At 63.4% G+C, this 26,093-nt stretch carries 22 protein-coding genes; 14 read left to right on the plus strand and 8 right to left on the minus strand.

What is annotated here, in order from left to right:
- Positions 1 to 85: 85 nt before the first annotated feature.
- Both CSQ93_RS18620 and CSQ93_RS18625 read right to left on the minus strand, forming a co-directional pair.
- Positions 86 to 1,015 carry a pseudouridine-5'-phosphate glycosidase gene (locus CSQ93_RS18620; protein ID WP_099379313.1) on the minus strand — a complete coding sequence of 310 codons (930 nt, stop codon included), beginning with the start codon at positions 1,013 to 1,015 and terminating at the stop codon, positions 86 to 88.
- A gap of 3 nt (positions 1,016 to 1,018) precedes the next feature.
- Positions 1,019 to 2,176 carry a carbohydrate kinase gene (locus tag CSQ93_RS18625; protein ID WP_099379412.1) on the minus strand — a complete coding sequence of 386 codons (1,158 nt, stop codon included), beginning with the start codon at positions 2,174 to 2,176 and terminating at the stop codon, positions 1,019 to 1,021.
- A gap of 382 nt (positions 2,177 to 2,558) precedes the next feature.
- Here CSQ93_RS18625 and xapA point away from each other — a divergent pair, with 382 nt between their 5' ends.
- The 7 genes from xapA to CSQ93_RS18660 all read left to right on the plus strand — a co-directional run bounded on the left by xapA (position 2,559) and on the right by CSQ93_RS18660 (position 11,194).
- Positions 2,559 to 3,398: a xanthosine phosphorylase gene (gene xapA / locus CSQ93_RS18630; RefSeq protein ID WP_099379314.1), complete on the plus strand. Its 840-nt coding sequence runs from the start codon at positions 2,559 to 2,561 to the stop codon at positions 3,396 to 3,398.
- 119 nt (positions 3,399 to 3,517) lie between these two features.
- Positions 3,518 to 4,711: a phosphopentomutase gene (locus tag CSQ93_RS18635; protein WP_099379315.1), complete on the plus strand. Its 1,194-nt coding sequence runs from the start codon at positions 3,518 to 3,520 to the stop codon at positions 4,709 to 4,711.
- On the plus strand, positions 4,708 to 5,667 hold the full coding sequence (deoC, locus tag CSQ93_RS18640; protein ID WP_034785577.1) for a deoxyribose-phosphate aldolase: 960 nt from the start codon (positions 4,708 to 4,710) through the stop codon (positions 5,665 to 5,667). Before CSQ93_RS18635 ends, deoC begins: the two co-directional genes overlap by 4 nt.
- A gap of 12 nt (positions 5,668 to 5,679) precedes the next feature.
- A complete protein-coding gene (locus tag CSQ93_RS18645) occupies positions 5,680 to 8,061 on the plus strand; it encodes an aldehyde dehydrogenase family protein (protein WP_442778337.1) in 2,382 nt (793 codons plus the stop codon).
- Between the two features lie 74 nt (positions 8,062 to 8,135).
- Positions 8,136 to 9,458: a thymidine phosphorylase gene (gene deoA / locus CSQ93_RS18650; RefSeq protein WP_099379317.1), complete on the plus strand. Its 1,323-nt coding sequence runs from the start codon at positions 8,136 to 8,138 to the stop codon at positions 9,456 to 9,458.
- 106 nt (positions 9,459 to 9,564) lie between these two features.
- Positions 9,565 to 9,972 (plus strand): cytidine deaminase, encoded by a 408-nt coding sequence (locus tag CSQ93_RS18655; protein ID WP_099379413.1) that lies wholly within the window; start codon positions 9,565 to 9,567, stop codon positions 9,970 to 9,972.
- A gap of 10 nt (positions 9,973 to 9,982) precedes the next feature.
- Entirely contained in the window at positions 9,983 to 11,194 is a 1,212-nt protein-coding gene (locus CSQ93_RS18660; protein WP_099379318.1) for a nucleoside deaminase, read from the plus strand.
- On the opposite strand, the gene CSQ93_RS18665 is transcribed toward CSQ93_RS18660, so the two are convergent.
- The 6 genes from CSQ93_RS18665 to CSQ93_RS18690 form a co-directional block, all read right to left on the minus strand.
- Complete coding sequence (locus CSQ93_RS18665; RefSeq protein ID WP_099379319.1) at positions 11,191 to 12,354, minus strand: dipeptidase; 1,164 nt, start codon at positions 12,352 to 12,354, stop codon at positions 11,191 to 11,193. The two genes, CSQ93_RS18660 and CSQ93_RS18665, sit on opposite strands and share 4 nt — an antisense overlap.
- A gap of 11 nt (positions 12,355 to 12,365) precedes the next feature.
- Positions 12,366 to 12,788: a VOC family protein gene (locus tag CSQ93_RS18670; protein ID WP_099379320.1), complete on the minus strand. Its 423-nt coding sequence runs from the start codon at positions 12,786 to 12,788 to the stop codon at positions 12,366 to 12,368.
- 160 nt (positions 12,789 to 12,948) lie between these two features.
- Positions 12,949 to 13,224, minus strand: coding sequence for a hypothetical protein (locus CSQ93_RS18675; protein ID WP_099379321.1), 276 nt, complete (start codon positions 13,222 to 13,224; stop codon positions 12,949 to 12,951).
- A 141-nt stretch (positions 13,225 to 13,365) separates the two neighbouring features.
- Positions 13,366 to 13,881 carry a hypothetical protein gene (locus CSQ93_RS18680; RefSeq protein ID WP_099379322.1) on the minus strand — a complete coding sequence of 172 codons (516 nt, stop codon included), beginning with the start codon at positions 13,879 to 13,881 and terminating at the stop codon, positions 13,366 to 13,368.
- Positions 13,882 to 13,972: 91 nt separating this feature from the next.
- Positions 13,973 to 14,638: a TetR/AcrR family transcriptional regulator gene (locus CSQ93_RS18685; RefSeq protein ID WP_099379323.1), complete on the minus strand. Its 666-nt coding sequence runs from the start codon at positions 14,636 to 14,638 to the stop codon at positions 13,973 to 13,975.
- A gap of 10 nt (positions 14,639 to 14,648) precedes the next feature.
- Positions 14,649 to 16,106 (minus strand): aminotransferase-like domain-containing protein, encoded by a 1,458-nt coding sequence (locus CSQ93_RS18690; protein WP_099379324.1) that lies wholly within the window; start codon positions 16,104 to 16,106, stop codon positions 14,649 to 14,651.
- 201 nt (positions 16,107 to 16,307) lie between these two features.
- Here CSQ93_RS18690 and CSQ93_RS18695 point away from each other — a divergent pair, with 201 nt between their 5' ends.
- From CSQ93_RS18695 to CSQ93_RS18725, 7 genes are all read left to right on the plus strand, one after another.
- On the plus strand, positions 16,308 to 17,624 hold the full coding sequence (locus CSQ93_RS18695) for an aspartate aminotransferase family protein (protein WP_099379325.1): 1,317 nt from the start codon (positions 16,308 to 16,310) through the stop codon (positions 17,622 to 17,624).
- An 8-nt stretch (positions 17,625 to 17,632) separates the two neighbouring features.
- Positions 17,633 to 19,135 (plus strand): CoA-acylating methylmalonate-semialdehyde dehydrogenase, encoded by a 1,503-nt coding sequence (locus CSQ93_RS18700; protein WP_099379326.1) that lies wholly within the window; start codon positions 17,633 to 17,635, stop codon positions 19,133 to 19,135.
- A 46-nt stretch (positions 19,136 to 19,181) separates the two neighbouring features.
- The gene (locus CSQ93_RS18705; protein WP_099379327.1) at positions 19,182 to 20,549 is read left to right on the plus strand and encodes an NAD(P)-dependent oxidoreductase; all 1,368 of its coding nucleotides are present in this window, start codon (positions 19,182 to 19,184) and stop codon (positions 20,547 to 20,549) included.
- Positions 20,549 to 21,829 (plus strand): NAD-dependent dihydropyrimidine dehydrogenase subunit PreA, encoded by a 1,281-nt coding sequence (gene preA, locus CSQ93_RS18710; RefSeq protein WP_199534451.1) that lies wholly within the window; start codon positions 20,549 to 20,551, stop codon positions 21,827 to 21,829. Before CSQ93_RS18705 ends, preA begins: the two co-directional genes overlap by 1 nt.
- Positions 21,830 to 21,951: 122 nt before the next feature.
- Positions 21,952 to 23,436 carry an NCS1 family nucleobase:cation symporter-1 gene (locus CSQ93_RS18715; protein WP_099379329.1) on the plus strand — a complete coding sequence of 495 codons (1,485 nt, stop codon included), beginning with the start codon at positions 21,952 to 21,954 and terminating at the stop codon, positions 23,434 to 23,436.
- A gap of 17 nt (positions 23,437 to 23,453) precedes the next feature.
- Entirely contained in the window at positions 23,454 to 24,845 is a 1,392-nt protein-coding gene (hydA, locus tag CSQ93_RS18720; RefSeq protein WP_099379330.1) for a dihydropyrimidinase, read from the plus strand.
- A gap of 10 nt (positions 24,846 to 24,855) precedes the next feature.
- The gene (locus CSQ93_RS18725) at positions 24,856 to 26,091 is read left to right on the plus strand and encodes a Zn-dependent hydrolase (protein ID WP_099379331.1); all 1,236 of its coding nucleotides are present in this window, start codon (positions 24,856 to 24,858) and stop codon (positions 26,089 to 26,091) included.
- Positions 26,092 to 26,093: the final 2 nt, after the last annotated feature.

The raw sequence follows: 26,093 nt of genomic DNA on the forward strand, positions 1-26,093 counted from the left end.
GCTTTCCTTGGCGTTGCGTGTTGCTAGGCGATGGAACGGCGCGCGAACCCTTGAAGGCGCGCGCGCTTTCTTTACAGCAGTCCTATTATCGTGCCACGACTGCCTGCATGGCAATGGCCAGCGCCGTGCCGACTTGGGCATTGTGCTTGACCAGCGCGATATTCGTCGCCAGGCTGCGGCCATCCGTCAGTTGCTTGATGCGTGACAACAGGAATGGCGTGACTTGCTTGCCCTTCACGCCGCCCGCGTCCGCTTCCTGCAGCGCCTGCGCGGTGATCGCATCGATTTCTTCCTTGGGCATGGCTTGCGCGGCCGGCACGGGGTTGCTGACGATCACGCCGCCCTTCAAGCCCAGTTGCCACTTGGTGCCGATGAAGGCAGCCTGTTCTGCGGCCGTATCGAGGCGGAAATCGGCCTTGAAGCCGCTTTCGCGCGTGAAGAAGGCCGGGAAACCTTCCTGGCCCACGCTGATGACGGGCACGCCATGGGTTTCCAGGTATTCCAGGGTCAGACCGATGTCGAGGATGGATTTCACGCCCGCGCAGACGACGGCCACCGAGGTTTGCGCCAGTTCCTGCAAGTCGGCGGAAATGTCGAAGCTGGTTTCCGCGCCGCGGTGCACGCCGCCGATGCCACCCGTAACAAACACGGAAATACCTGCCAGTTCCGCGCAAATCATGGTGGCGGCCACGGTGGTGGCGCCCAGCTTGCCTTGTGACAGGACGAACGGCAAGTCGCGGCGGCTGACCTTCATGGCGTCGGGCGAGGTGCCCAGCAATTCCAGTTGTTCGGGCGACAGGCCCACGCAGATCTTGCCGCCGATGATGGCGATGGTGGCTGGCACGGCGCCGCCGTCACGGATGATCTGTTCCACTTCGCGCGCCATTTCCACGTTTTGCGGATACGGCATGCCGTGCGAAATGATGGTCGATTCCAGCGCCACGATGGCCTTGCCGGCGGCGCGTGCGTCGAGCACTTCTTGCGAGAACAAGAGGAAATTCTGTAATTGGGTCATGGTTCAGTCCTGTTGAAAGAGGGTAGGGGGAGGCGGCGCCAGGTCGGCGTCGTCAATGTTGTCGAGCGCGCCGGCGGAAATATGGGGGGAGACGGTGGCAGCCGATTCCAGGGTCATGGCGGCCAGCTTCAGGCCGCGCCGGCACGCCAGTTTCAAATCGCTGCTGTCGTGGTATAGCGACCAGCAGACGGCGGCGGAAAACGCGTCGCCGGCGCCCGTCACGTCGACGGCGTCCACTTCGCGCGCGGCCAGGTGCACGACAGGCGCGTCCGGGCTGTCGCCATCCGTGAAGTACACGCCTTCGCCGCCGCAGGTGACGATTACCTGGCGCGCGCCCTGGCGCTGCACTTCGCGGCAGGCGGCGCGCACCTCGAAGGCCGTGGGCAAGGCCCGCGCCACGCGCGTTTCCAGTTCGCCCCGGTTCAGTATCAGCAAATGCAAGCCCGTCAGGTCTTGCGGCAGGTGCGCCATCTTCGGCTGCGAGACGGCGACGATGACGAGCGGCGTCGCGTGGGCCGCGTCCTGGCGCGCATCGGCCAGCAGAGCCTGCACGCTGTCGTGGCCCAGGTTCAGGTCGCAGACGGTAAGGGCGGCAGCCGCGCGCTGTGGCTGGCGGCTGTGCAAAAAGGCGGGGGTCAGTTGTTCGTACAGTTGCATGTTGGCCATCGCCAGCAGCATTTCACCATGTTCGTCGAGCACGGCAGTGTAAGTGCCGCTGCTGGTGTTGCTCAGATGTAAGCTGCCGCGCATGTCGATGCCCGCGTCTTCCGCGTGCGTCTGCAGGGCGTGGCCGGCCGCATCGTCGCCCAGCGCCGTCAGCAGGGCCACGGGGATAGCCAGGCGTGCCAGGTTTTCCGCGATGTTGCGGCCCACGCCGCCAAACACTTCTTCCGAACGCACGGGATTCGATGTGCCCATCTGCAAGGTCGCCAGGGTGCGCATCTTGCGGTCGAGGTTGGCGGCGCCTATGCACAGCACGGGGCGGCTGTCGGGCAGCACGTAGGCGCGTCCCAGCAGGCGCCGCTCGCGTATCAATCCGGCAATGTGGCCGGCGACGGCCGAGCGCGACAAGCCCAGCTCGCTCGCCAGGTCTTGCTGCGAGATGAAGGGGTTGTTGCGGATCAGCGTGTACAGCTGGTCTTTTTTATTGGTATCGGTCACAAGGTTTTCGCAGATGGTTAAACATTTGTCTGCGACTGTAAACATTTGTCTTGTTGGTGTCAAGCGTGCGTGAAGTGCGTGTCTGGCGTGCGCGGAAAGTGCTCGTATGGAGCTTGTATGCACGGATTTCCCGGGCATGGCGGGCCTGGGCTTGCCTCGACTATAATATCGGCCATTTATATTTGAATTGTATAAATGGGCAAGAAAAATGGTATTTGCCATACATATTCCGTTTGATGCATAGTGGCGGCAAATAGAGGCAATACGCATCTGGATATACCAGCAGCACCCATATACATACCCGTAACCTGGGCCGTACTTCTTCACCGGGCACGGCCGTGCAGGCAGCAACCCATCATCATTAGTCAATCAGAGGATAACCATGTCGAACAACACCCCTTTCCACGCCGCCGAAATCATCCGTGCCCGCGCTCCTGAAAATTTCAAGCCGCGCGTGGCGATGATCCTCGGCTCCGGCCTGGGCGTGTTGGCCGAGCAGATGACGGACGCCGTCAGCATCAGCTTTGACGAATTGCCAGGCTTCCCGATCAGCACCGTGCACGGCCACGCCGGCGAACTGGTGATCGGCACCCTGTCGGGCGTCGCCGTCGTCTGCATGAAGGGCCGTGGCCACTTCTACGAAGGCTATGGCATGGGCGTGATGACGAGTGCCATCCGCACCCTGAAACTGCTGGGCTGCGAAATGCTGTTCGTCACCAACGCCGCCGGTTCCCTGCGCCCTGAAGTGGACGCCGGCAGCCTGGTGGCCATCAGCGACCACATCAACCTGTTGCCAGGTACGCCGATGGTCGGCCCGAACGACGACCGCTTCGGTCCGCGCTTCTTCAGCATGGCCAACGCTTACGATGCGGACCTGCGCAAGCTGGTCGCGGACACGGCTGCCTCGAACGGCATCACCCTGCACGAAGGCGTGTTCGTCGCCTATCCTGGCCCGAACTTCGAGACGGCCGCCGAAATCCGCATGATGGCCCGCCTGGGCGCCGACACGGTCGGCATGTCCGTGGTGCCGGAAGTGGTCTCGGCCCGTCATTGCGACCTGAAAGTGGTGGGCGTGTCCGTCATCACCAACCTGGCCGAAGGCATGTCGCCATTCGCCCTGTCGCACGAACAAACCCTGAAATACGCGGCCATCGGCGCGAAAGACCTGGTCAAGCTGATCCTGGCTTTCCTGGCGACCGTATCGGCTACGCCGCAAGCCTAAGCACTTTTTTTAAGCAGTAGCGGCGCGCCGGCCACCGGCGCTGCCGCGCGGCAGGCCGGGAAAATCCGGCCTACACTGTCCGCATCATCTTTGCATTAATCCATAAAGCGAGCCTTATCATGTCACGCGCATTTATCCTCCTGCTTGATTCCTTCGGCCTTGGCGCGACGCCAGACGCCGCCAAGTATGGCGACGCAGGTGCCAATACCTTTGGCCACATTGCCAGCACTGTCGCCAAAAGCGGCAAGACCTTGAAACTCCCGAACATGGAACGCCTGGGACTGGGCGCCGCGGCGCACCTGGCCAGCGGCGAATGGGCCACGGGCTTCGACCAGCGCGACGGTTTCACCGGCGCCTACGGTGCGGCGCGCGAGCGCTCCACCGGCAAGGACACGCAGAGCGGCCACTGGGAAATCGCCGGCGTGCCCGTCGAATTTGACTGGGGCTACTTCCCCCGCACCACGCCATCGTTCCCCGCCGACCTGACCGACAAGCTGAAAGCCCTGTCGGGCGTGCCCGGCTTCCTCGGAGACTGCCATGCCTCGGGCACGGACATCATCAACAAGCATGGCGATGAACACGTCGCCACCGGCAAGTTGATTATCTATACCTCGGGCGACTCGGTGATGCAGATCGCCGCGCACGAAGAGTCGTTCGGCCTCGAGCGCCTGTACCAGGTGTGCGAAATGGCCTTCAAGCTGGTCGAGCCGTACAACATCGGCCGCGTCATCGCCCGCCCGTTCACGGGCAGCAATGGCAACTACACGCGCACGTCGAACCGCCACGATTACGCCGTCGCGCCGCCAAGCAAGACCCTGCTCGATCACGTGAAGGATGCTGGCGGCGAAGTCGTCGGCCTGGGCAAGATCAGCGACATTTTCGCTACCCAGGGCATCTCGCGCGTCGTCAAGGGCGTCGACAACATGGCGCTGTTCGAAGCGTTGTTGAAGACGACCGATGAAGTGCAGGACAAGTCGCTCACTTTTGTGAATTTCGTCGATTTCGACCAGGCTTTCGGCCACCGCCGCAACGTCGAGGGCTATGCTGACGCGTTGCGCGAAATGGATGCGCGCCTGCCGGAATTCATGGCCAAGCTCAAGGAAGGCGACCTGGTCGTGATTACCGCCGACCATGGCTGCGACCCGACCTGGCACGGCTCCGACCACACCCGCGAACACATTCCGATGATCTTCTTCGGCCCCGGCGTCGCCCCGCGCGCACTGGGTATTTCCGAGACCTTCTCCGATATTGGCCAAACCCTCGCCAAGCACCTTGGCGTACCACCACTTGCTAATGGAACCAGCTTGTTATGACACTCATGCACCCCGAATTCAAGCGTAATGAGGCCGTTGGCCTCGACCTGGGCTGGATCAACCAGATCCGCGTCAACCGCGCCGCGACGGACCGCCGCGCAGCCAGCCTGGCGAACCGCCGTACGGTGAAAAAGGAATACCAGGCCGCCTGGCTGGTGAAAGCCATCCAGATGATCGACCTGACCACCCTGGGCGGCGACGATACGCCGGGCCGCGTGGAACGCCTGTGCATGAAGGCCATGCGCCCGCTGCGCGCCGACCTGATGGACGCCTTGGGCCTGACGCAATTGAGCACCGGCGCCGTATGCGTGTACCACGAGATGATTCAGCCGGCCGTGAAGGTCATCCAGGGCCGCTTGCCCATCGCCGCCGTGTCGACGGGTTTCCCGGCCGGCCTGACGAGCATGGAAACGAAGCTGCGTGAGATCGAATTGTCGGTCGCCGCCGGCGCCTCGGAAATCGATATCGTCATCACGCGCCAGCACGTCCTGAACGGCAACTGGCAAGTGCTGTACGACGAAATGCTGGCCTACCGCAAGGCGTGCGGCGAAGCGCACGTGAAGGCGATTCTCGCCACGGGCGACTTGCTGACGATGGAAAACGTGGCCAAGGCATCGTGGGTCTGCATGATGGCCGGTGCCGATTTCATCAAGACTTCCACCGGCAAGGAGGGCGTGAACGCCACCATTCCCGTGGCCCTGACGATGGTGCGCACGATCCGCGAATACCACGAGCAGACGGGCTTCCAGGTGGGCTTCAAGCCGGCCGGCGGCGTCAGCTCGGCCAAGAGCGCGCTGCAATACCTGACCCTGATGAAGGAAGAACTGGGCAACGAATGGCTGCAGCCGCACCTGTTCCGCATCGGCGCTTCCAGCCTGCTGACCGACATCGAGCGCCAGCTCGAGCACTACGTCACCGGCAGCTACTCGGCCAATCATCGTCACGCACAACCTTAAAGAACAATCGTCATGCCAACAATTAACGAGATTCTCAATACTATGGACTACGGCCCTGCTCCCGAAAGTCAAAAAGAAGCGCAAGCGTGGCTCGATGGCCACCAGCGCACATTCGGTTTGTTCATCGACAATGCCTGGAGCGCGCCGGCGGAACTGTTCGCCTCGACCAATCCTGCCGACGGCACGCAACTGGCCGAACTGACGCAAGCGACCGACCTTGATGTGGAACGCGCCGTCGAAGCGGCGCGCCGCGCGCTGCCCGTCTGGCAAGGCATGGGTGGCCACGGCCGCGCCAAAGTCATGTACGCGCTGGCCCGTCTGCTGCAAAAACATTCGCGCCTGTTCGCCGTGCTCGAAACCCTGGACAACGGCAAGACCATCCGCGAAACGCGCGATATCGACCTGCCGCTGGCCGCGCGCCACTTCTATCATCACGCCGGCTGGGCGCAGCTGCAGTCGGAAGAATTCGCCGACTACCGCGCCGTGGGCGTGGTGGGCCAGATCGTGCCGTGGAATTTCCCGCTGCTGATGCTGTCGTGGAAAATCGCCCCGGCCCTGGCGGCCGGTAACACGGTGGTCTTCAAGCCGGCCGAATTCACGTCGCTGACGGCCATGCTGTTCGCCGAATTGTGCGTGCAGGCGGGCGTGCCGGCCGGCGTCGTCAATATCGTCACCGGCGACGGCAGAGTGGGCTCGGCCATCGTCAACCATCCTGGCGTCGACAAGATCGCGTTTACGGGTTCCACGGAAGTGGGCCGCCTCATTCGCGAAGCGACGGCCGGCAGCGGCAAGAAGCTGTCCCTCGAATTGGGCGGCAAGTCGCCGTTCATCGTCTTCGAAGACGCGGACCTCGATGGCGCCGTGGAAGGCCTGGTCGATTCGATCTGGTTCAACCAGGGCCAGGTATGCTGCGCCGGTTCGCGCCTGCTGGTGCAGGAATCGATCCAGGAGCGCTTCCTGAACAAGGTACGCGCTCGCATGGAAAACCTGCGCCTCGGCTCGCCGCTGGACAAATCGATGGACGTGGGCGCGCTGGTCGACCCCGTGCAGCGCCAGCGCATCGCCGCGCTGGTCGATTCGGCTCGCGCCGAAGGCTGTGACGTCTGGCAGCCGGCGTGCGAACTGCCGGCAGACGGCTCGTGGTTCCCGCCGACCCTGATTACGGGCGCGTCGACTTCGGCCGCCGTGGCACAGGCTGAAATCTTCGGCCCCGTGCTGGTGGCGATGAGCTTCCGCACGCCACCAGAAGCGGTGCAGCTGGCGAACAACACGGTATACGGCCTGGCCGCCAGCGTGTGGACCGAGTCGATCAGCCTGGCCCTCGACATCGCTCCCGCCATCAAGGCAGGCGTGGTGTGGATCAACAGCGCCAACCAGTTCGACGCCGCGTGCGGCTTCGGCGGCTACCGCGAATCGGGTTTCGGCCGTGAAGGCGGCCGCGAAGGCATGCTGGAATACATGACGGCCCTGGCCGAAGATGCGCGCCCGGCCTTGCCCGTGGTGGAAGCGAAAGCCAAGGGCAATGTGAAGCCGGCGGCAGCCGATCCGTTCGCCATCGACCGCACGGCCAAGATGTACATCGGCGGCAAGCAGGCGCGCCCCGACAGCGCCTACAGCACCCCGGTGTTTGGCGCGAACGGCGCCCTGCTGGCCGAGGTGGGCGTGGGTAGCCGCAAGGATATTCGCAACGCAGTCGAAGCGGCCCATAAAGCGTCCGGCTGGACCGGCGCAACGGCGCACAACCGCGCGCAAGTGCTGTATTACATCGCTGAAAACCTGGCAGCGCGCGGCGACGAATTCGCCGCCCGCATCGCCGCCATGACGGGCAGTAAAAATCCCGAGAAGGAAGTGCAGGCATCGATCGAACGCCTGTTCTACTACGCCGCCTGGGCCGACAAGTACGACGGCCTGGCGCACCAGCCGCCAACGAAAGGCATTACCGTGGCGCTGAACGAAGCGGTCGGCGTGATCGGCATCGTCTGCCCGAACGAAGCGCCTTTGCTGGGCTTCATTTCGCTCGTGGCGCCGGCCATCGCGCTGGGCAACCGCGTGGTGGTGGTGCCGTCGGAAGCGCATCCGCTTTCCGCGCTGGACCTGTACCAGGTCTTCGATACGTCCGACTTGCCAGGCGGCGTCGTCAATATCATCAGCGGCAACGCCGATGAACTGGCGCGCACCCTGGCCACGCACGCCGACATCGACGCCGTCTGGCGCCATGACGGTTCCGCTGAAGGTTGTGCCGAAGTCGAGCGCCTGTCGGCCGGCACCCTGAAGCGCACCTGGGTCGGCGGCGCCAAGGGCCGCGACTGGTACAGCGCCGCGCAAAGCGGTGGCCGCGCCGTGCTGGCGCATGCGTCGCAAGTGAAAAACGTGTGGATTCCTTACGGCGTCTGATAAGTAACTAGCGTTACAAAGCTGGGGTCAGATCCGCAGGGACTGACCCCAGATCTCATGATTGGAGTTATTCCATGTTGTTAACCCAGGAAATCATTCGCAAGAAGCGCGACAAGGGCGTGCTGAGCGCCGAGGAAATCCAGTTTTTCGTGCGTGGCATCACTGACGGCAGCGTCAGCGAAGGCCAGATCGCGGCGCTGGGCATGGCCGTCTATTTCAACGACATGAACATGGACGAGCGCGTGGCGTTCACCCTGGCCATGCGCGATTCCGGCCAGGTGCTGGACTGGCGTTCGCTGAACCTGCCCGGTCCCATCGTCGACAAGCATTCGACGGGCGGCGTCGGCGATGTCGTCTCCCTGCTGCTGGGCCCCATGGTCGCCGCGTGCGGCGGCTACGTGCCGATGATCTCGGGCCGCGGCCTGGGCCACACGGGCGGCACCCTGGATAAGTTCGACGCCATTCCCGGCTACTGCACGGTGCCGGACAATGCACTGTTCCGCAAGGTGGTGCAGGAGATCGGCGTGGCCATCATCGGCCAGACGGCGCAGCTGGCGCCGGCCGACAAGCGTTTTTACAGCATCCGCGACGTCACCGCCACGGTGGAATCCGTGGCCATGATCACCGGCTCCATCCTGTCGAAGAAACTGTCGGCCGGCCTGGACGCGCTGGTGATGGATGTGAAAGTGGGCACGGGCGCCTTCATGCCGACCTACGACAAATCGGTGGAACTGGCCGAGAGTATCGTCGCCGTCGGCAATGGCGCGGGCATGCAGACGTCGGCGATTTTGACGGACATGAACGAATCGCTGGCGCCGTATGCGGGCAATGCGCTGGAAGTGCGCGGCGCCATGGATTACCTGACGGGCCGTTCGCGTCCCGCGCGCCTGCATGAAGTCACCTTGGCGCTGTGCGCCGAGATGCTGGTGCTGGGCGGCCTGGCCGCCACCGAAGAGGAGGCGCGCGTGAAATTGATGGCGGCCCTCGACTCGGGTGACGCAGCCGAGCGCTTTTCGCGCATGGTGTCCGCTCTGGGCGGCCCGGCCGACCTGGTCGAGAACCCGGACAAGCACCTGGAACAGGCGCCATTCATCATGCCGGCGCCCGCGCTGTCAGCCGGTTTTGCCAACGTGCGCGATTGCCGCGCCATCGGCCTGGCCGTGGTGGCCCTGGGCGGTGGCCGCCGCCGTCCGACCGACAGCATCGATTTCGCTGTCGGCCTGACGGACCTCGTGGGCCTGGGCGAGCAAGTGGCCATTGGCCAGCCGCTGGGCATGGTGCACGCGCGCACGGAAGCGGCGGCGCAGCAAGCCGTCAGGGAAATCCAGCAAGCGTATGCCATCAGCGCGGTGGCGCTGGCGGCCAATCCGGTGATTTACCGTACCATTCGTCCGTAAAGTAAACCTGGGGTCAGCCCCCCGTTTGTGATGGCGCTGAGCCATGTGTCAGCGGTGTTGAGGGTCTGACCCCGGCCTTAATGATTTCAAAGGTATGACAGAAAAAATGAACAACCAAGAACTGATCGCCGAAGCCAATGCCGGCCGCGAACTGGCCTACGCGCCATACTCGCGTTTCAAGGTGGGCGCGGCGCTGCTGTGCAAGGATGGCCGCGTCTTCCGTGGCTGTAACGTGGAAAATGCCGCCTATGGCCTGTGCAACTGCGCCGAGCGCACGGCGTTTTTCAGCGCCATCGCGCATGGTTGCAAGCCGGGCGACTTTGCCAAGCTGGCCGTCACGGGCGACACGGCCGAACCAATATCTCCGTGCGGCGCCTGCCGCCAGGTGATCTTCGAGATGGGCGGCGCCGACCTGCCGGTCATCCTGACGAACCTGAAAAACGACATCATGGAAGTGACGGCCGGCTGGCTGCTGCCGCACGGCTTCGGCAATTCCGACCTGGACATGAAGTAACAGGATTCGCTTGAACAAGACGATCGATATCCAGGCCGCCGTGGCGATTGCCGCGGCCGAAGCCATGGCAGCCAAGACGCAGGGAACCTTCGGCGTGGGCGGCGTGCTGCTCGATGGCGCCGGCAACGTGCTGCAATCGATGCACAACAACGTCGTGCGCCAGGGCCTGGTGTTCGACCCCACCGCGCATGGCGAACGCCAGTTGGTGGACTGGTATTTCGCCGAGCGCGCCAAGGGCACGTCCTTGCCGCCGCCGGGCGAACTGACCATCGTCACCTCGCTCGACCCCTGCTGCATGTGCACGGGGGCGATTCTGGCAGCCGGTTTCAACGTGGTGGTGGCCGCGCCGGACGTCAAGGCGGGCATCAATTACGATGGCAGCGCCAGTTTTACCGCCTTGCCTGCGCCGCTGCAGGCGCAGGCCGGCCGTAGCTTTTGCTATCCGGCCGTACGCGGCGCCACCGAGTATGCGCGCCTGCCTTCCGGCGCCGCACCCAAATCTTTTTTCATCGGCAAGAGCATCCATGAGGCGACGCAGGCACTGTGTTCGCTCGTGTTCGAGTCGACATCGGCGCAGGTGATGCAGCTGCTGAACGCCGGCGACGACGTGCACTTGCGCGATCCCGTCACCTTGCCGTCCGAGCATGCCGTGGTGCGCGCCCTGCGCCGCCGCTATCCCGATGCGTTGACTTACCGCTGCAAGCCGCATGCGCCCGATGCGGGCCTGGCGCCATTCCTGCAGGCGGCCATGGAGCAGGATGTGCGCGATGGCGGCCAGGGCGACGCGGCCGCCTTGCTCGATTCCTTCGGCAACCTGCTGCTGTGCATGCCGGGGAAATTGTCGCAATCGGCCATCCGCACGCCGTTCATGGAGTGCACGCGCCAGTACGCGCAGCTGCGCTTTGAATTGATGGCGAATGCGGCACCGGCGCTGCAGGAGGAGATCAAAAGCTACCTGGGCCACCCCAAGCACGGCACCTTCGTGCTGGCCATCGGCCCGGACGACAGTGCCGCCAGTTTCATGACCCTGGGCGCCTACGGCTCCACCATGGAAGGCGCGCTGCCAGAGAATAATCCCGCGCAATTCCAGTACGTGCGCCCCGCCATGGGAGAAGACGCCCTGCTGGTGCTGTGCGAGTCGATGCCGCCGCTGTACCGCAAGCTGATACGCATCCGCCCGCGCCAGGTGGCGGACCAGGCGTTGATCAGCGCACTGGGCTAGGCGTCATCGTCCGGCAGGTTTTTCAGCAAGAAGTCGCGCACGTTTTCGCCCGCCACGCGGCGAATCTGCGCTTCCGACAGTCCCGCGTCGAGCAGGGCTTGCGTCAATCGAGGCAAGCCCGTCGCATCGATGGCCGTGGTGACGGCGCCGTCGAAGTCCGAGCCATAGGCCACGTGTTCCGCGCCGATCAGTTTTACCGTGTACTTGATGGCGCGCGCGATGGACGCCACGTCCTTGCCGCAGACGGCCGTATTCCAGAAACCGATACCCACCAGGCCACCCTGGGCGGCGATGCGTTTCAATTGCGCATCGCTCAGGTTGCGCCCATTGGCGCAAGTGCCGCGCACGCCCGTGTGCGACACCATCACGGGGCGTTTCGCCAGGGTTAACACGTCGTCGATGGTGGCCGGCGAGGCATGCGCCAGGTCGACGATCATCTTGCGCTGTTCCATGGCGCGCAGCCATTGCTTGCCCAGCGGCGTCAGGCCGCCTTTTTTCAGGCCGTGCTGGGAGCCGGACAGTTCCGTGTCGAAGAAATGCGTGGGCGCGGCCATGCGGTAGCCGGCCTGATACAGGGTATCGAGGTTGTCCAGCTTGCCTTCGAGCGCATGCGCGCCTTCCAGTGTCAGCCAGCCGGCCAGCAGGTTCGGATTTTTTTCGCGCGCGGCGATGAAGCTGCGCAGCTGGGCGCGGCTGCCGATCACGCGCACCTTGCCATCGCTCCTGGCTGCTTGCTGGCGCAGCTCGTCGGCCTGGTAGGTAGCGCGCGCCAGCAGGCTGTTCCAGGTGGCGGGCGGCAAGCCTTGTGCCACCACCAGGGCCGTGATGTTGTCCGTGTCGCTGCCATTGCGCTCGATATTCATCTTGCGCGGCGTCTTGGTGACGACGGAAAAGGCTTGCAGCGCCACGTTGGCCCGCTGCAGGCGGGGGAAGTCGACATGCCCGCGCTGGCTGTCGCGGTTCAGATTACGTTGCCACAGCAGGCTGTCGGCGTGCAGGTCCGCGATCCACAGGCTCTGGTGCAGGGCCACGGTGGCTGCCGACGGCGCCTTGCCGGACGGCGGGTGGACACGATTGAGGTGCTCGTCGACGAGGACGGGAGCGGACAGGAAACCGCCGATCAGCGCAAGGCTGGCGGCGGCGAGGGTACTGATAATCATTGTTCTCCGTTTTACCATGGATCGTAGGTGCCCAGGCTCCAGATATGGCCTTCCGGGTCGCGGCAGGTAAAGCCCCGTCCGCCGTAATCTTCGTCCTTGATGTCGAGCACGATTTCGGCGCCGGCTTCGCGCGCGCTGCGGTAGACGGCGTCGGCGTCATTGACGACCAGGTAGCAGTTCTGCGTGTTCGCGCCGCCGACGTCGCCGGGCAGTTTCATCAGGCGGCCATAGTCGCTGTCGATGGCTGGCGCCACCATGACCATGCCATTGCCAAAGCTCAGTTGCGCATGGGCGACGCCGCCGTTGCCGTCAGGCACGATCAATTGTTTTTCAAAGCCGAGCGCTTTGCACAGCCATTCGATGGCGGCGGGCGCGTCGCGGTAGCGCAGGCAGGGAATGGTTGTCGCTGCTGTAGCTTTTGCTGTCGTGGTCATCAGAAAACTCCTATGGCTGTGGGGGAGTAGCTTCGATCATGGATACTGCGCAGCGTTCCGTATCAAACCCATCCATCGGGATGGGTTTGATGCCCGTCAGTGCCGCTCCCGTCCATAGTGCCATAGAACAATCCTTGCACTCTTGCCGCGACGCAAATTTTTATTGCGGCGACTGCGAGGAATTCGCTGCCTTCGTGTCCGTATCCGTGCCCATGTCGTCGCTGTTGCTTGCCCATCTGAGCAGCATGACGAGGGCAAACAGCATGATGGCCAGCGGCAAGATGGTGATCAGGAACGCCAGGCCCAGGCAGCACGCCAGCAGCATGGGCCAGGACATGGCGCGCAGGGCGGCCAGGCCCTGGCGCGTGTATGCGCACAGTTCGTTCCAGAAAGCGCTGAAGGAAGTGCTGCCCGGTGCCGAATTGAGGTCTTTCATGCCGTTCTCCTGTCGTGTGGGTGCCGCTGCGTATGCAAGCTGGCGATGAATCCACTATAGGCAAAACCTTGCTGCCAGACATCACGTATGCGACGAATGGCAGGAATGGCGGACCGAACGGCGACAGGCAGTGACAAACGGCTATTCGAAGACCTTGAGTTTCAGCTGGAAACTGAGGGCGCCATACAGGCGGTCCTTGTAGGACGGCACGATGGCGATATTCACGCCCACGCGCTGGTACTCATAGCTGATGGTGGGTACCAGGGCCGGGAACCAGCCGCCGTCGCGCATCTTCGGATAGCCGCTGAAGCCGCCAACGACGGCGCCGACGCGCAGCGGGCCCACCTTGATGGGCTGGTAGTACACGCCCAGGTAGTTCGAGTAGGCGCGGTCGCTATTGTAGAAGCGGCCAGCCGTGACCGAGGCGACCGTGGAAAAGCGGTATTCGGCGCCCAGGCCCGGATTGCTGTCGTTCAAGTTTTTGTCGCGCTGAAAGTGATACGAATAAAAGCCCGCGTTGAGCCAGGTTTCGCTCAGCGGCTGATTCTCTATCATGCCGACTGTCTGCGCCTGTGCCGCGCACGCCACTGCCAGCAGCGCCGCGCAGGCAGCTTTGCCCAGCAATGACGCCGTGCGCGCCGATGACCATTGTTTCATGCCTGCTCCTTATCCTGTGGGTATCGCGCCGCCAATGCAAACGCTCCAGCGCGCCATGCTATCACTGCCAGATTGTTCATTGGAAATTTCATCACGCGCCGGGCAGGGCAATAGCCGCCTGTACCATGTGCGTGAGCAGGATTTCGGCGTCCTCGTAATCCTTGCGCGTGAGCTGCTTGCGCTCCAGCACCAGGGCCATCTGCGCCGAAAAATCCGCATACGATTGCGTCATGGCCCAGATGGCGAACATCAGGTGCGTGGCGTTGACGGGCGCGATCCTGCCGGCGGCGATCCAGGCTTCGAAGACGGCGATATCCTTGCGCAGCAGGGGCACGACCCTTTCTCGTATCTGCGCGCCGTACAGGGGCGCGCCATTGATCACTTCCAGCGCATACACGCGCGAGGCCCACGGCTGTTCGCGCGAAAAACGCAGCTTGGCGCCGATATACGCGCGCAGCACGTCGCGCGGCTCGTCGTGTTCATTGGCCAGCATGTCCATGCGCGCCAGCCAGTCGTCGAGCACATCGTCGAGCACGCGCTGGTACAGCAACTGCTTGGACGGGAAGTAGTACATCAGGTTCTGCTTCGACAGGCCTGCCCGCTCGGCGATGGTGGCGATCGATGCGCCCTCATAGCCGCTTTCCGCGAATGCGCGCACGGCTTGTGCCAGGATGTCCGCCTCCAGGCGATCGCGGTTCTGCAGGCGCCGGCCGCCGGCATTTTTCACGGGAAGGGCAGGGGATTTGTCGCTGGCCATGGCGGATTCTTTAGCGTGGGCGTATCGATTGCAGGAATGCCTGCAGCACGGGGGTGTCGGTGTAGGCCACGTTGAAGCGGAACCACACCGTCTCGGGCGTGCGCAGCATGAAAAATTCGTTCGGCGACAGCAGGATGCCCGCCTTCAAGGCCATGTCGGCGATGATCTTGCCATTCCACTCCGGCGTCTGGACGTCGGGCCAGCCGGCGCTGACGAACATGCCGCCACGCGGACGCGCCACGGGCGCCATGCCTGCCTGCGCCAGGCAATCGATGCTGCGTTCGCGGGCCGCGTCGAGCTGCGCCACCAGCCGTTCCACCATGCGCTTGTAGGGCCGCGCGGAGATGGCATGGTAGACGGCGCGCTCGTTGATTTCCGACGTCGTCAGTCCCGCCAGCATTTTCACGCGCACCAGTTCAGCCACCAGCGACGGCGAGGCGCAAATCGACCCCACGCGCAGCACGGGAGACAGGGTCTTGGAAAAACTGCCGACGCGGATCACGCGGCGCAAGCCGTCCATGGCCGCCAGCGACGCATCGCCGCGCGCCGCCAGTTCGCGATAGATATCGTCTTCCACCAGCCAGAAATCGAATTGCTCGGCCAGTGCCAGCAGGCGGTGCGTCTGCGCCTGGCTCAAGGATGTGCCAAGCGGATTTTGCAGCACCGTGTTGACGAACATCAGCTTGGGCTGCGTGCGCGCGGCTTCGCTGGCCAGCGCATCGAGGTCGAGGCCCGTCTCGCCGCGCGCAATGCCCACGGGGATGCAGCCGTGGTGGCGGATCAGCGACTGCAAATTGCTGTAGCCGGGGTCTTCCACCAGCACCGTGTCGCCCGGCTTGGTCAGGCTGCGCAGGATCAGATCGAAAGCATGCGTGGCGCCGTGCGTCAGCAAGACCTGGTCCGGCTCCACCTGGAACAGCTCTTCCGACAGGCTGGCGGCCAGGTGCTGGCGCAGCGAGGGAAAGCCGAGAGGATGGCCATAGCCGCGCAGCCGGCTGGCGGGAATGCGCATGGCCTGACGCACGGCATCGAGCACGGTCGCTTCGCCATACATCTCGGGCGGCAGCCACCCGGCGCCCACGGGCAGGGCGTCGGACACGCCCGAATACAGGTCCGGCGTGAGGGCATCGATGGCGGTGGGACTCGCGTGTACGGCGGCCTGCGGCGAGGCAGCGATATCGTGGCGCGCGACAAAATAGCCGGAGCCGCGGCGCGACGACAGCAAGCCGAGGTTGACCAGGCGATCGTACGATTCGACGACGGTAAACGTCGACACGCCATTGCAGCGGGCGAACTGGCGCACGGACGGCATGCGCGTGCCGATGCGCAGGGCACGGCTGCCCACCATGACGCTGATGGCGATGACGATCTGCTCGACGAGGCCGCCCTTTTTCTGGCGGTCGATGTCCAGCACGGGCCAGCCGCTTGCTTGCTCGGGGGCATCGTCTGTGCTGTCGCTGTGCTTCACGGTGGCTCCTTATGCTGCCTTGCACAAAACTGTAGTGGTATTTCGACCTGTACGGTTGGGGTACTTTGCCGTTTGTGTATCTGTGCCATTGGAGGTGGCCTGTCTATTATTACATCAGCTTTTTGCCAACTGGTAAATTATTTTACGCTTCGTCAAAAACGATCCTGGCCCCGCGCCAGCCCCCATCCCAAGGAGAAGGTCATGAACGAAACAAGGCCGGAATCGATGTCGGCATTCTGGATGCCGTTTACGAACAACCGTGATTTCAAGGCCAACCCGCGCTTGCTGGTGTCGGCCGAAGGCATGTATTACAAGGACGTCGATGGCAATGCCATCCTCGATGGTACGGCCGGCCTGTGGTGCGTGCCGTGCGGTCATGCGCAGCCGAAAATCGTCGGCGCCATCCGCGAGATGGTGGGCCAGCTCGATTTCGCTCCTACCTTCCAGATGGGCCATCCGGCCGCCTTCGAGCTGGCGGAAAAACTGATGGACTACACGGGGCATAAATTTGGCCACGTCTTCTACACCAATTCCGGTTCCGAAGCCGTCGACACGGCGTTGAAGATCGCGCTGGCCTACCATCGGGCGCGCGGCGAGGGCGCGCGCACGCGCCTGATCGGCCGCGAACGCGGCTACCACGGCGTGGGCTTCGGCGGCATTTCCGTGGGCGGTATCGGCGGCAACCGCAAGACCTTCGGCCCCCTGCTGCCCGGCGTGGACCACCTGCCGCACACGCACAACCTGGACAAGAACGCCTACACGGTGGGTGAGCCCGAATACGGCACCCACCTGGCCGATGAACTGGAACGCATCGTCGCCCTGCACGACGCCTCGACGATTGCCGCCGTCATCGTCGAACCGGTGGCCGGTTCCACGGGCGTGCTGATACCGCCGAAAGGCTATCTGAAACGCTTGCGCGAGCTGTGCACCAAGCACGGCATCCTGCTCATCTTCGATGAAGTCATCACGGGTTTCGGCCGCATGACGACGCCATTTGCAGCCGACTATTTCGACGTCGAGCCGGATCTGATGACGACGGCCAAGGGCCTGACTAACGGCATGGTGCCGATGGGCGCCGTGTTCAGCAAAAAGTATATCCACGACGCTTTCATGGATGCGCCGCCCGGCATTGAACTGTTCCACGGCTACACGTATTCCGGCCACCCGCTCGCGTGCGCCGCTTCGCTGGCGACCCTGCAAGTGTTCGAGGAACAGGACATTCTCGGTCACGCTAAAGCGATGCAGGCGTATTGGAGCGACGCCGTGCATTCGCTCAAGGGGCTGCCGCACGTGATCGACCTGCGCAGCATCGGCCTGATCGCCGGTATTGAACTCGATCCCATCGTCGGCAAACCGGGCACGCGTGCCTTCAACGCCTTCAAGCAAGCCTTCGCCGACGGCGTGCTGATACGCACGACGGGCGACATCATCGCCCTGTCGCCGCCGCTGGTGCTGGAAAAACAGCATGTCGATGAGCTGTTTGGCAAGCTGGCCAAGGTATTAAAAAATCTCGACTAAGGAACACCATGAACGATCTCGATACGATTACCCACTTTATCAACGGCGCCAAGGTCGATACCCGGAGTGGCCGCTACGGCGACGTCTACAACCCCGCCCTGGGCGAGCCCGTGGCCCGGGTGGCGCTGGGCACCGTGGAAGACGTGGACGCGGCCGTGCAGGCGGCCGCCGCCGCCTTTCCCTCCTGGTCGGCCACGCCGCCCCTGACGCGTGCCCGTGTCCTGTTCCGCTACCTGCAGCTATGCCAGCAGCACACGGACGACTTTGCCGCCATGCTCACGCGCGAGCATGGCAAGACCTTTGCCGACGCGCAGGGCGAGGTGGCGCGCGGCATCGAGATGGTGGAGTTTGCCGTCGGTATTCCGCAACTGCTGAAGGGTGAATTCACGGACCAGATTTCGCGCGGCATCGACGCCTGGTCCATGCGTCAGGCGCTCGGTGTGGTGGCTGGCATCACGCCATTCAATTTCCCCGTGATGGTGCCGATGTGGATGTTCCCCGTCGCGATTGCCTGCGGCAATACCTTTGTATTAAAGCCGTCCGAGCGCGATCCGTCGGCGTCCCTGCTGCACGCGAAACTGCTGAAAGAAGCGGGCTTGCCTGACGGCGTCTTCAACGTGGTGCAGGGCGACAAGGTCACTGTCGACGCCTTGCTCGACCACCCTGTGGTGCAGGCGATCAGCTTTGTCGGCTCCACGCCGATCGCCGAATACATCTATGCGCGCGGCGGCGCCAGCGGCAAGCGCGTGCAGGCGCTGGGCGGCGCGAAGAACCACATGGTGGTGATGCCCGACGCGGACATGGACATGACGGTCGATGCGCTGATAGGCGCGGCCTACGGTTCGGCAGGAGAGCGCTGCATGGCCATCTCCGTCGTGGTGGCTGTGGGCGACGCGGGCGACAAATTGATCGACGCACTGGCAACGCGCACGGCCGCACTGAAAGTGCGCGACGGCATGGAAGATGGTGCGGAAATGGGACCGGTCGTGTCGCTGGCCGCCAAGCAGCGCATCGAAAAACTCATCGCCTCCGGCGTGGAGCAGGGCGCGACGTTGGTCGTCGATGGCCGCAACCACGTGGTGGCGGGACGCGAGAACGGCTTCTTTGTCGGCGGCACCTTGTTCGACCACGTCACGCGCGACATGAGCATCTACAAGGAAGAGATTTTCGGCCCCGTGCTGTGCGTGCTCCGGTGTCCTGACGTGGTGCATGCGGTGGAACTGATCAACGCCAACGAGTACGGCAACGGCGTGGCCATCTACACGCGCGACGGCGGCGTGGCGCGCGAATTCGTGCGCCAGATACAGGTCGGCATGGTGGGCGTCAACATCCCCTTGCCCGTGCCGATGGCCTTCAACAGTTTCGGCGGCTGGAAGCGCAGCATGTTCGGCGACCACCACGCATATGGTCCCGAGGGCGTGCGTTTCTACACGCGCCACAAGGCCGTGATGCAGCGTTGGCCGAACACGGCAAGCGCTGGTGTGGAATTTGCTTTTCCCCAGATGAAGTAAGGGTTTCAAATCACAAGCCGGCCGCACATAACAAGAGGAATACGCGATGATCGAGTCTTTGAACTATTTGCCCCATCCCGCCCTGCCCAACGAGGAATTGGCGGGCCATTTCACGGACCTGGCGCCACCTTTGAGCGCGCGCCAGGCGGCCATCGAAAGCGCCCGCTGCCTGTACTGCTACGACGCGCCGTGCAGCCGCATCTGTCCGTCGGAAATCGACGTGGCCAGCTTCATCCGCAACATCCACGACAAGAACATCAACGGCGCCGCCGCCGGCATCCTGAAACAGAATATCCTGGGCGGCAGCTGCGCCAGAGTCTGCCCGACGGAAATCCTCTGCGAAGACGTCTGTGTGCGCAACCACGACGCGGAAGGCCAGCCCGTCAAGATTGGCCTCTTGCAGCGTTATGCCGTCGACCACATGCACTTCACCCGCCATCCGTTCCAGCGGGCTGCAAGCACAGGCAAGACGATTGCCATCGTCGGCGCGGGTCCCGCCGGCCTGTCGTGCGCGCACCGCCTGGCCATGCTGGGCCACGACGTGGTGATCTTTGAAAAGGAAGGCAAGGCAGGTGGCCTGAATGAATACGGCATCGCCAAGTACAAGCTGACGGACGATTTCGCACAGAAGGAAATCGACTTCCTGCTCGACATCGGCGGCATCGAGATCCGATGTCGCCAGGCGCTGGGCGAGAGCCTGCAACTGCGCGACTTGCATGCGCAGTACGACGCCGTGTTCCTGGGACTGGGCCTGGGCGCCAGCCGCAAGCTTGGACTGACGGGCGAAGATGCTCCTGGCTTGCTGGCCGCCGTCGATTACATCGCCGCGCTGCGCCAGGCGGACGACCTGGCCGCGCTGCCCGTGCCGAAACGTGCCATCGTGATTGGCGCTGGCAATACGGCCATCGACATGGCGGTGCAGATTCAAAGGCTCGGCGCCGAGGAAGTCACCCTCGTCTACCGGCGCGGCTTCGACGCCATGACGGCCACCCACCATGAACAGGAAATCGCCAAGGCCAACCAGGTGCGCATGCTGACATGGGCCCAGCCGCAGCAGGTGCTGCTCGACGCGGCAGGCAAGGTGGCGGGCATGCGTTTCGAAAAAACAAGCATGCAGGGCATGCGCCTGGCGGGCACGGGCGAAACGTTCGACGTGGCGGCCGACGCCATCTTCAAGGCCATTGGCCAGAGCCTCGACACCGATGTGCTGCATGATCCGATGGCGTCGCTGCTGCAGCGCGAAGGCGACAAGATCGCCGTCGATGCGCTCTTTCGCACGGTGCTGCCGGGGATCTATGCGGGCGGCGACTGCGTGGCGCCGGGGCAGGACCTGACGGTGCAAGCCGTCCAGCATGGCAAGCTGGCCGCACTGGCGATCCATTCCGATTTGTTCAATAAAGTGGAGGCTGCATAATGGCTGATCTCAGCATCGAATTTTGCGGCATCAAGGCGCCGAATCCCTTCTGGCTGGCGTCCGCACCGCCGACCGACAAGGCCTACAACGTGGTGCGCGCCTTCGAAGCGGGTTGGGGCGGCGTCGTGTGGAAAACCCTGGGTGAAGACCCGGCCGCCGTCAACGTCTCGTCGCGCTACTCCGCCCTGTATGGCAAGAACCGCGAAGTGGTGGGCTTCAACAACATTGAACTGATTACCGACCGCTCGCTTGAGATCAATCTGCGCGAGATCACGCAGGTGAAAAAGGATTGGCCCGACCGCGCCATGATCGTCTCCCTGATGCTGCCCTGCGAAGAGCACTACTGGGCTGACATCCTGCCCAAGGTCGAGGCGACGGGAGCGGACGGCATCGAGCTCAATTTCGGCTGCCCGCACGGCATGCCCGAGCGGGGCATGGGCGCGGCCGTGGGCCAGGTGCCCGAGTATGTGCAGATGGTGACCGCCTGGTGCAAGAAGCACAGCCGCTTGCCCGTCATCGTCAAGCTCACGCCCAACATCACGGACGTGCGCATGCCGGCGCGCGCGGCCAAGGCGGGTGGCGCGGACGCCGTCTCGCTGATCAACACCATCAATTCCATCACCTCGCTGGACCTGGACCGCATGGTGGCCTTGCCCATCGTCGGCGGCGCCAGCACGCATGGCGGCTATTGCGGTTCTGCCGTCAAACCGATCGCGCTGAACATGGTGGCGGAAATCGCCCGCGATCCGCAGACGCGGGGCTTGCCCATCTCCGGCATCGGCGGCATCGGCAACTGGCGCGACGCGGCCGAATTCCTCGCCTTGGGCGCGGGCTGCGTGCAGGTCTGCACGGCCGCCATGCTGCATGGTTTTCGCATCGTCGACGAGATGAAGGATGGCCTGTCGCGCTGGATGGACGAGAAGGGCTATGAACGCATCAGCGATTTTTCCGGCAAGGCCGTGGCCAACACGACGGACTGGAAATACCTGGACATGAATTACCAGGTGATTGCGCAGATCAACCAGGACGACTGCATCAAATGCGGCAAGTGCTACGTGGCTTGCGAAGACACCTCGCACCAGTCGATTGCGCAGCTGATCGACGCCGCCGGCACGCGCACATATGAGGTGATCAAGGAGGAATGCGTGGGCTGCAATCTGTGCGAAATCACCTGTCCGGTGCAGGGCTGCATCACGATGGTGCCGCAGACGACAGGCAAGCCATACATGAACTGGACGCAGGACCCCAGGAATCCACGGGCATTGGCGGAGACGGCATAGGGCACGGTTATTGCGTGCGTTTTATTTGTAAACAGCGGCTGGCCTTTGCGGTAAGCTAGATTGACTTAAAAGTCGAGCCGTTTCTATAAAACCGATCCCCTCCCAACCGATGGAGCATACCTGTGAACCACGACTATTCAGGCAATACGCAACTCTGGAATGAAGACCTGGCGCCCACCACGACGGCGCAGCGCACCTGGCGCTGGTATCACTTCGCCGCGCTGTGGGTGGGCATGGTGATGTGCATTCCCGCCTACACCCTGTCGGCCAGCCTGATCGACAGCGGCATGTCCGGTTACCAGGCCGTGCTCACGGTATTTCTCGCCAACGCCATCGTGCTCTTGCCGATGCTGCTGATCGGCCATGCGGGCACCAAGTACGGCATTCCATATGCCGTGCTGGCGCGCGCCTCGTTCGGCACCATGGGCGCGCGCCTGCCGGCACTGATGCGCGCCATCGTCGCCTGCGGCTGGTACGGCATTCAGACCTGGTTCGGCGGGCAGATGATCTATACCCTGATGGGCGTGCTGGTGGGCCATGAACTGGGCGGCGAGAAGATCGCGGGCCTGGGCATCAACGGCAGCCAGTTGCTGTGCTTTTTGGCTTTCTGGGCCATCCAGTTCTATTACATCCTGCATGGCATGGAGTCGATCCGCAAGCTCGAAACCTACACGGCGCCGCTGAAAATCCTGATCTGCTTCGTGCTGCTGTACTGGGTGCACAGCAAGGCCGGCGGCGTGGCCAGCCTGCTGGACCAGCCATCGCAATTCATCCCCGGCGGTAAAAAAGCGGGTCAGTTCTGGAGCGTCTTCTGGCCATCGCTGACGGCCATGGTGGGTTTCTGGGCCACCCTGGCATTGAATATCCCCGACTTCACGCGCTTCGCCAAGACGCAGCGCGACCAGGTGATCGGCCAGTCGATCGGCTTGCCGGTGCCGATGGGCCTCCTGGCCATGCTGGCCGTGATCGTCACGGCAGGCTCCGTCGTCATGTACGGCAAGGCCATATGGGATCCCGTCGATCTGGCCAGCCGCATGACGGGCGCCGCCGTGCTGATCGCCCTGATCATCCTCCTGATCGACACGGTCAGCGTCAACCTGGCCGCCAACCTGGTGGGCCCCGCGTATGACTTTTCCTCGCTGGCGCCGAAGCAGATTTCGTACAAGATGGGCGGCTACATCACGGCTTTCATCGCCATCGTCATGATGCCGTGGAAGGTGCTCGAATCGACGCAGGGCTATATCTTCACGTGGCTGATCGGCTACTCGGCCCTGCTGGGACCCATCGCCGGCATCCTCATCGTCGACTATTATTTTGTGCGCAAGACGCAGCTCGACGTCAAACAGCTGTACCGCGACGACGGCGTCTACTCGTATGGCAATGGCTGGAACATGGCGGCCCTGATCGCCTTTGTCATCGCCGTGCTGCCGAACATCCCCGGCTTTTTGAATGCGGCCTTTCCCGCGGCGTTTCCCGGCGTGGCCGAAGGCTTTAAAACCATCTACACCTACGCCTGGTTCGTGGGCGTGGCCATCGCCGCCGTCGTGTACGGCGTCATGATGAAGGGCAAGGCCGTGGCGCACGTGCAGCAGGCGCCGCAGTCGTAATCAATCAAGGAGACAAGATGACTACACTGATACGTGGCGGTACCGTCGTCAACGCCGACCGCGCGTTTCGCGCCGATGTGCTGATCGAGGGCGACATCATCGCCGCCGTCGGCGAGAACCTGCCGGTTCCGGCTGGCGCCACGGTGATCGACGCGGGCGGCCTGTACGTGATGCCGGGCGGGATAGACACGCACACGCACATGAATCTGCCCTTCATGGGCACCGTGACGTCCGACGATTTTTTCACGGGCACGGCGGCGGGACTGGCGGGCGGCACCACCACCATCATGGACTTCGTCATTCCGGCACCGAAGCAGTCGCTGATCGAGGCGTATCACCAGTGGCGTGCGTGGTCGGCCAAGGCGGCCGGCGACTACACCTTTCACGTGGCGATCACCTGGTGGAGCGAGCAGGTGCATGAAGAAATGGGCATCCTCGTGCGCGAGCATGGCGTGAACAGCTTCAAGCACTTCATGGCCTACAAAAACGCCATCATGGCCGACGATGAAACACTGGTAAAAAGCTTTACCCGTTCCCTGGAGCTGGGCGCGCTGCCCACCGTGCACGCGGAAAACGGCGAGCTGGTTTTTCAATTGCAGCAAGCCTTGCTGAAGAAGGGGATTACCGGACCGCAGGCGCACCCGCTGTCTCGCCCACCGGCCGTGGAAGCGGAGGCGGCCAACCGCGCCATCGCCATTGCCAACGTCCTCAATACGCCTGTCTACATCGTGCATGTCTCGTGCGCGGAATCGCTCGACGCCATCACGCGGGCGCGCGCCAACGGTCAGCGCGTGTATGGCGAAGCGCTGGCGGGCCATCTGGTGATCGACGACAGCGTCTACCAGAGCGACGATTTCGACTACGTGGCGGGCCACGTCATGAGCCCTCCGTTTCGCGGCAAGCACCATCAGGCAGCTTTGTGGCACGGCCTGCAAAGCGGCAACCTGCACACGACAGCCACCGACCACTGTACCTTTTGCACCGAGCAGAAGGCGGCCGGCAAGGACGACTTCACGCGCATCCCGAACGGTTGCGGCGGCGTCGAGGAACGCATGGCCGTGGTGTGGGACGCTGGCGTCAATTCCGGCATGCTGACGCCTTCCGAATTCGTCAAGGTGAGTTCCACCAATGCGGCGCAAATCTTCAATATGTATCCGCGCAAGGGCGTCATCGCCGCGGGCAGCGATGCCGACATCGTGCTATGGGATCCGCAGGGCACGCGCACCATTTCCGCCGCCACGCAGTTCGCCAAGGGAGGCTTCAACGTCTTCGAAGGGCGCACCGTGCGCGGCATCCCCAGCACCACGATTGCCGCTGGCAAGGTGGTGTTCCACAAGGGCGAGCTGATGGCCGTCGAAGGGGCAGGGCGCTATGTCGAACGGCCCGCGTTTTCCGCCACCACCGCATAAGGAGTTGACGATGGATGCATTGCGTATCAATGGTGAGCGCCTGTGGGCGGCCCTGATGGAACTGGCGCAGATCGGCGCGACAGCGAAGGGCGGCGTCAAGCGCCTGGCTCTGACGGACCTCGACAAAGAAGGCCGCGACCTGGTGGTAGGCTGGGGCCGCGAAGCGGGCATGAGCATCACGATCGACCAGATCGGCAATGTCTTCATGCGCCGCGACGGCACCGACAATAGCCTGCCGCCCGTGATGACGGGCAGCCATATCGACACGCAGCCCACGGGCGGCAAGTTCGATGGCAATTACGGCGTGCTGGCCGGCCTGGAAGTGGTGCGTACCTTGAACGATTTACAGATCAAGACGCTGGCGCCCATCGAGGTGGCCTTCTGGACCAATGAGGAAGGCTCGCGCTTCGTGCCCGTGATGATGGGTTCCGGCGTGTTCTGCGGCGCCTTCTCGCTGGAGACGGCGTATGCGGCGAAAGACACGGAAGGAAAAACCGTGGGCGAGGAGCTGGCGCGCATCGGATACAAGGGCGAGCAGGTGCCGGGCGACCATCCTATCGGTGCCTATTTTGAAACGCATATCGAACAGGGCCCCGTGCTGGAAGATGCCGATAAAGTCATCGGCGTGGTGCCTGCCGTGATGGGCCTGTCGTGGTATGACTGCGTGGTCACGGGCATGGAAGCGCATGCGGGTCCCACGCCCATGGGATTGCGCAAGGATGCGCTGCAGGTGGCCACCAGCATCATGCAGGAGGTGGTGGCGATTGCCAACCGCTACCCGCCATATGGACGCGGCACGGTGGGCATGGTGCAGGTCTTCCCGAACAGCCGCAACGTGATCCCCGGCGAAGTCACATTCAGCATCGACCTGCGCAACGTGAACGACGAACTGCTCAACACCATGCATGGCGAGATCACGGCCTTCATCGACGCCACGCGCGAGAAGTCAGGCTTGGGCATTTCACTGGAAAGAGTGTCCTACTACCCGCCATGCCCGTTCCACCCCGATTGTGTGGGTGCCGTGCGCAACGCAACTGAAAAGCTGGGCTACTCGGTGATGGACGTGGTCTCCGGCGCCGGCCACGACGCCATCTACGCGGCCCGTCTGGCGCCGGCGGGCATGATCTTCGTGCCGTGCAAGGACGGCATCAGCCACAATGAAATCGAAGACGCCAAGCCCGAGCACCTGGAAGCGGGCTGCAACGTGCTGCTGCACGCGATGCTGGAGCGGGCCGTGGCTGTGTAAGC

The organism is Janthinobacterium sp. BJB426 (genome assembly GCF_002735705.1).
GTDB lineage: Bacteria > Pseudomonadota > Gammaproteobacteria > Burkholderiales > Burkholderiaceae_D > Janthinobacterium.

Coding starts and splice junctions, on each gene's coding strand:
- CSQ93_RS18725 (WP_099379331.1), top strand. CDS start 24,856: ATGGATGCATTGCGTATCAATGGTGAGCGCCTGTGGGCGGCCCTGATG.
- CSQ93_RS18705 (WP_099379327.1), top strand. CDS start 19,182: ATGATCGAGTCTTTGAACTATTTGCCCCATCCCGCCCTGCCCAACGAG.
- hydA (WP_099379330.1), top strand. CDS start 23,454: ATGACTACACTGATACGTGGCGGTACCGTCGTCAACGCCGACCGCGCG.
- CSQ93_RS18635 (WP_099379315.1), top strand. CDS start 3,518: ATGTCACGCGCATTTATCCTCCTGCTTGATTCCTTCGGCCTTGGCGCG.
- CSQ93_RS18620 (WP_099379313.1), bottom strand. CDS start 1,015: ATGACCCAATTACAGAATTTCCTCTTGTTCTCGCAAGAAGTGCTCGAC.
- CSQ93_RS18700 (WP_099379326.1), top strand. CDS start 17,633: ATGAACGATCTCGATACGATTACCCACTTTATCAACGGCGCCAAGGTC.
- deoC (WP_034785577.1), top strand. CDS start 4,708: ATGACACTCATGCACCCCGAATTCAAGCGTAATGAGGCCGTTGGCCTC.
- CSQ93_RS18675 (WP_099379321.1), bottom strand. CDS start 13,224: ATGAAAGACCTCAATTCGGCACCGGGCAGCACTTCCTTCAGCGCTTTC.
- CSQ93_RS18680 (WP_099379322.1), bottom strand. CDS start 13,881: ATGAAACAATGGTCATCGGCGCGCACGGCGTCATTGCTGGGCAAAGCT.
- CSQ93_RS18645 (WP_442778337.1), top strand. CDS start 5,680: ATGCCAACAATTAACGAGATTCTCAATACTATGGACTACGGCCCTGCT.
- CSQ93_RS18670 (WP_099379320.1), bottom strand. CDS start 12,788: ATGACCACGACAGCAAAAGCTACAGCAGCGACAACCATTCCCTGCCTG.
- preA (WP_199534451.1), top strand. CDS start 20,549: ATGGCTGATCTCAGCATCGAATTTTGCGGCATCAAGGCGCCGAATCCC.
- deoA (WP_099379317.1), top strand. CDS start 8,136: ATGTTGTTAACCCAGGAAATCATTCGCAAGAAGCGCGACAAGGGCGTG.
- xapA (WP_099379314.1), top strand. CDS start 2,559: ATGTCGAACAACACCCCTTTCCACGCCGCCGAAATCATCCGTGCCCGC.
- CSQ93_RS18665 (WP_099379319.1), bottom strand. CDS start 12,354: ATGATTATCAGTACCCTCGCCGCCGCCAGCCTTGCGCTGATCGGCGGT.
- CSQ93_RS18695 (WP_099379325.1), top strand. CDS start 16,308: ATGAACGAAACAAGGCCGGAATCGATGTCGGCATTCTGGATGCCGTTT.
- CSQ93_RS18655 (WP_099379413.1), top strand. CDS start 9,565: ATGAACAACCAAGAACTGATCGCCGAAGCCAATGCCGGCCGCGAACTG.
- CSQ93_RS18685 (WP_099379323.1), bottom strand. CDS start 14,638: ATGGCCAGCGACAAATCCCCTGCCCTTCCCGTGAAAAATGCCGGCGGC.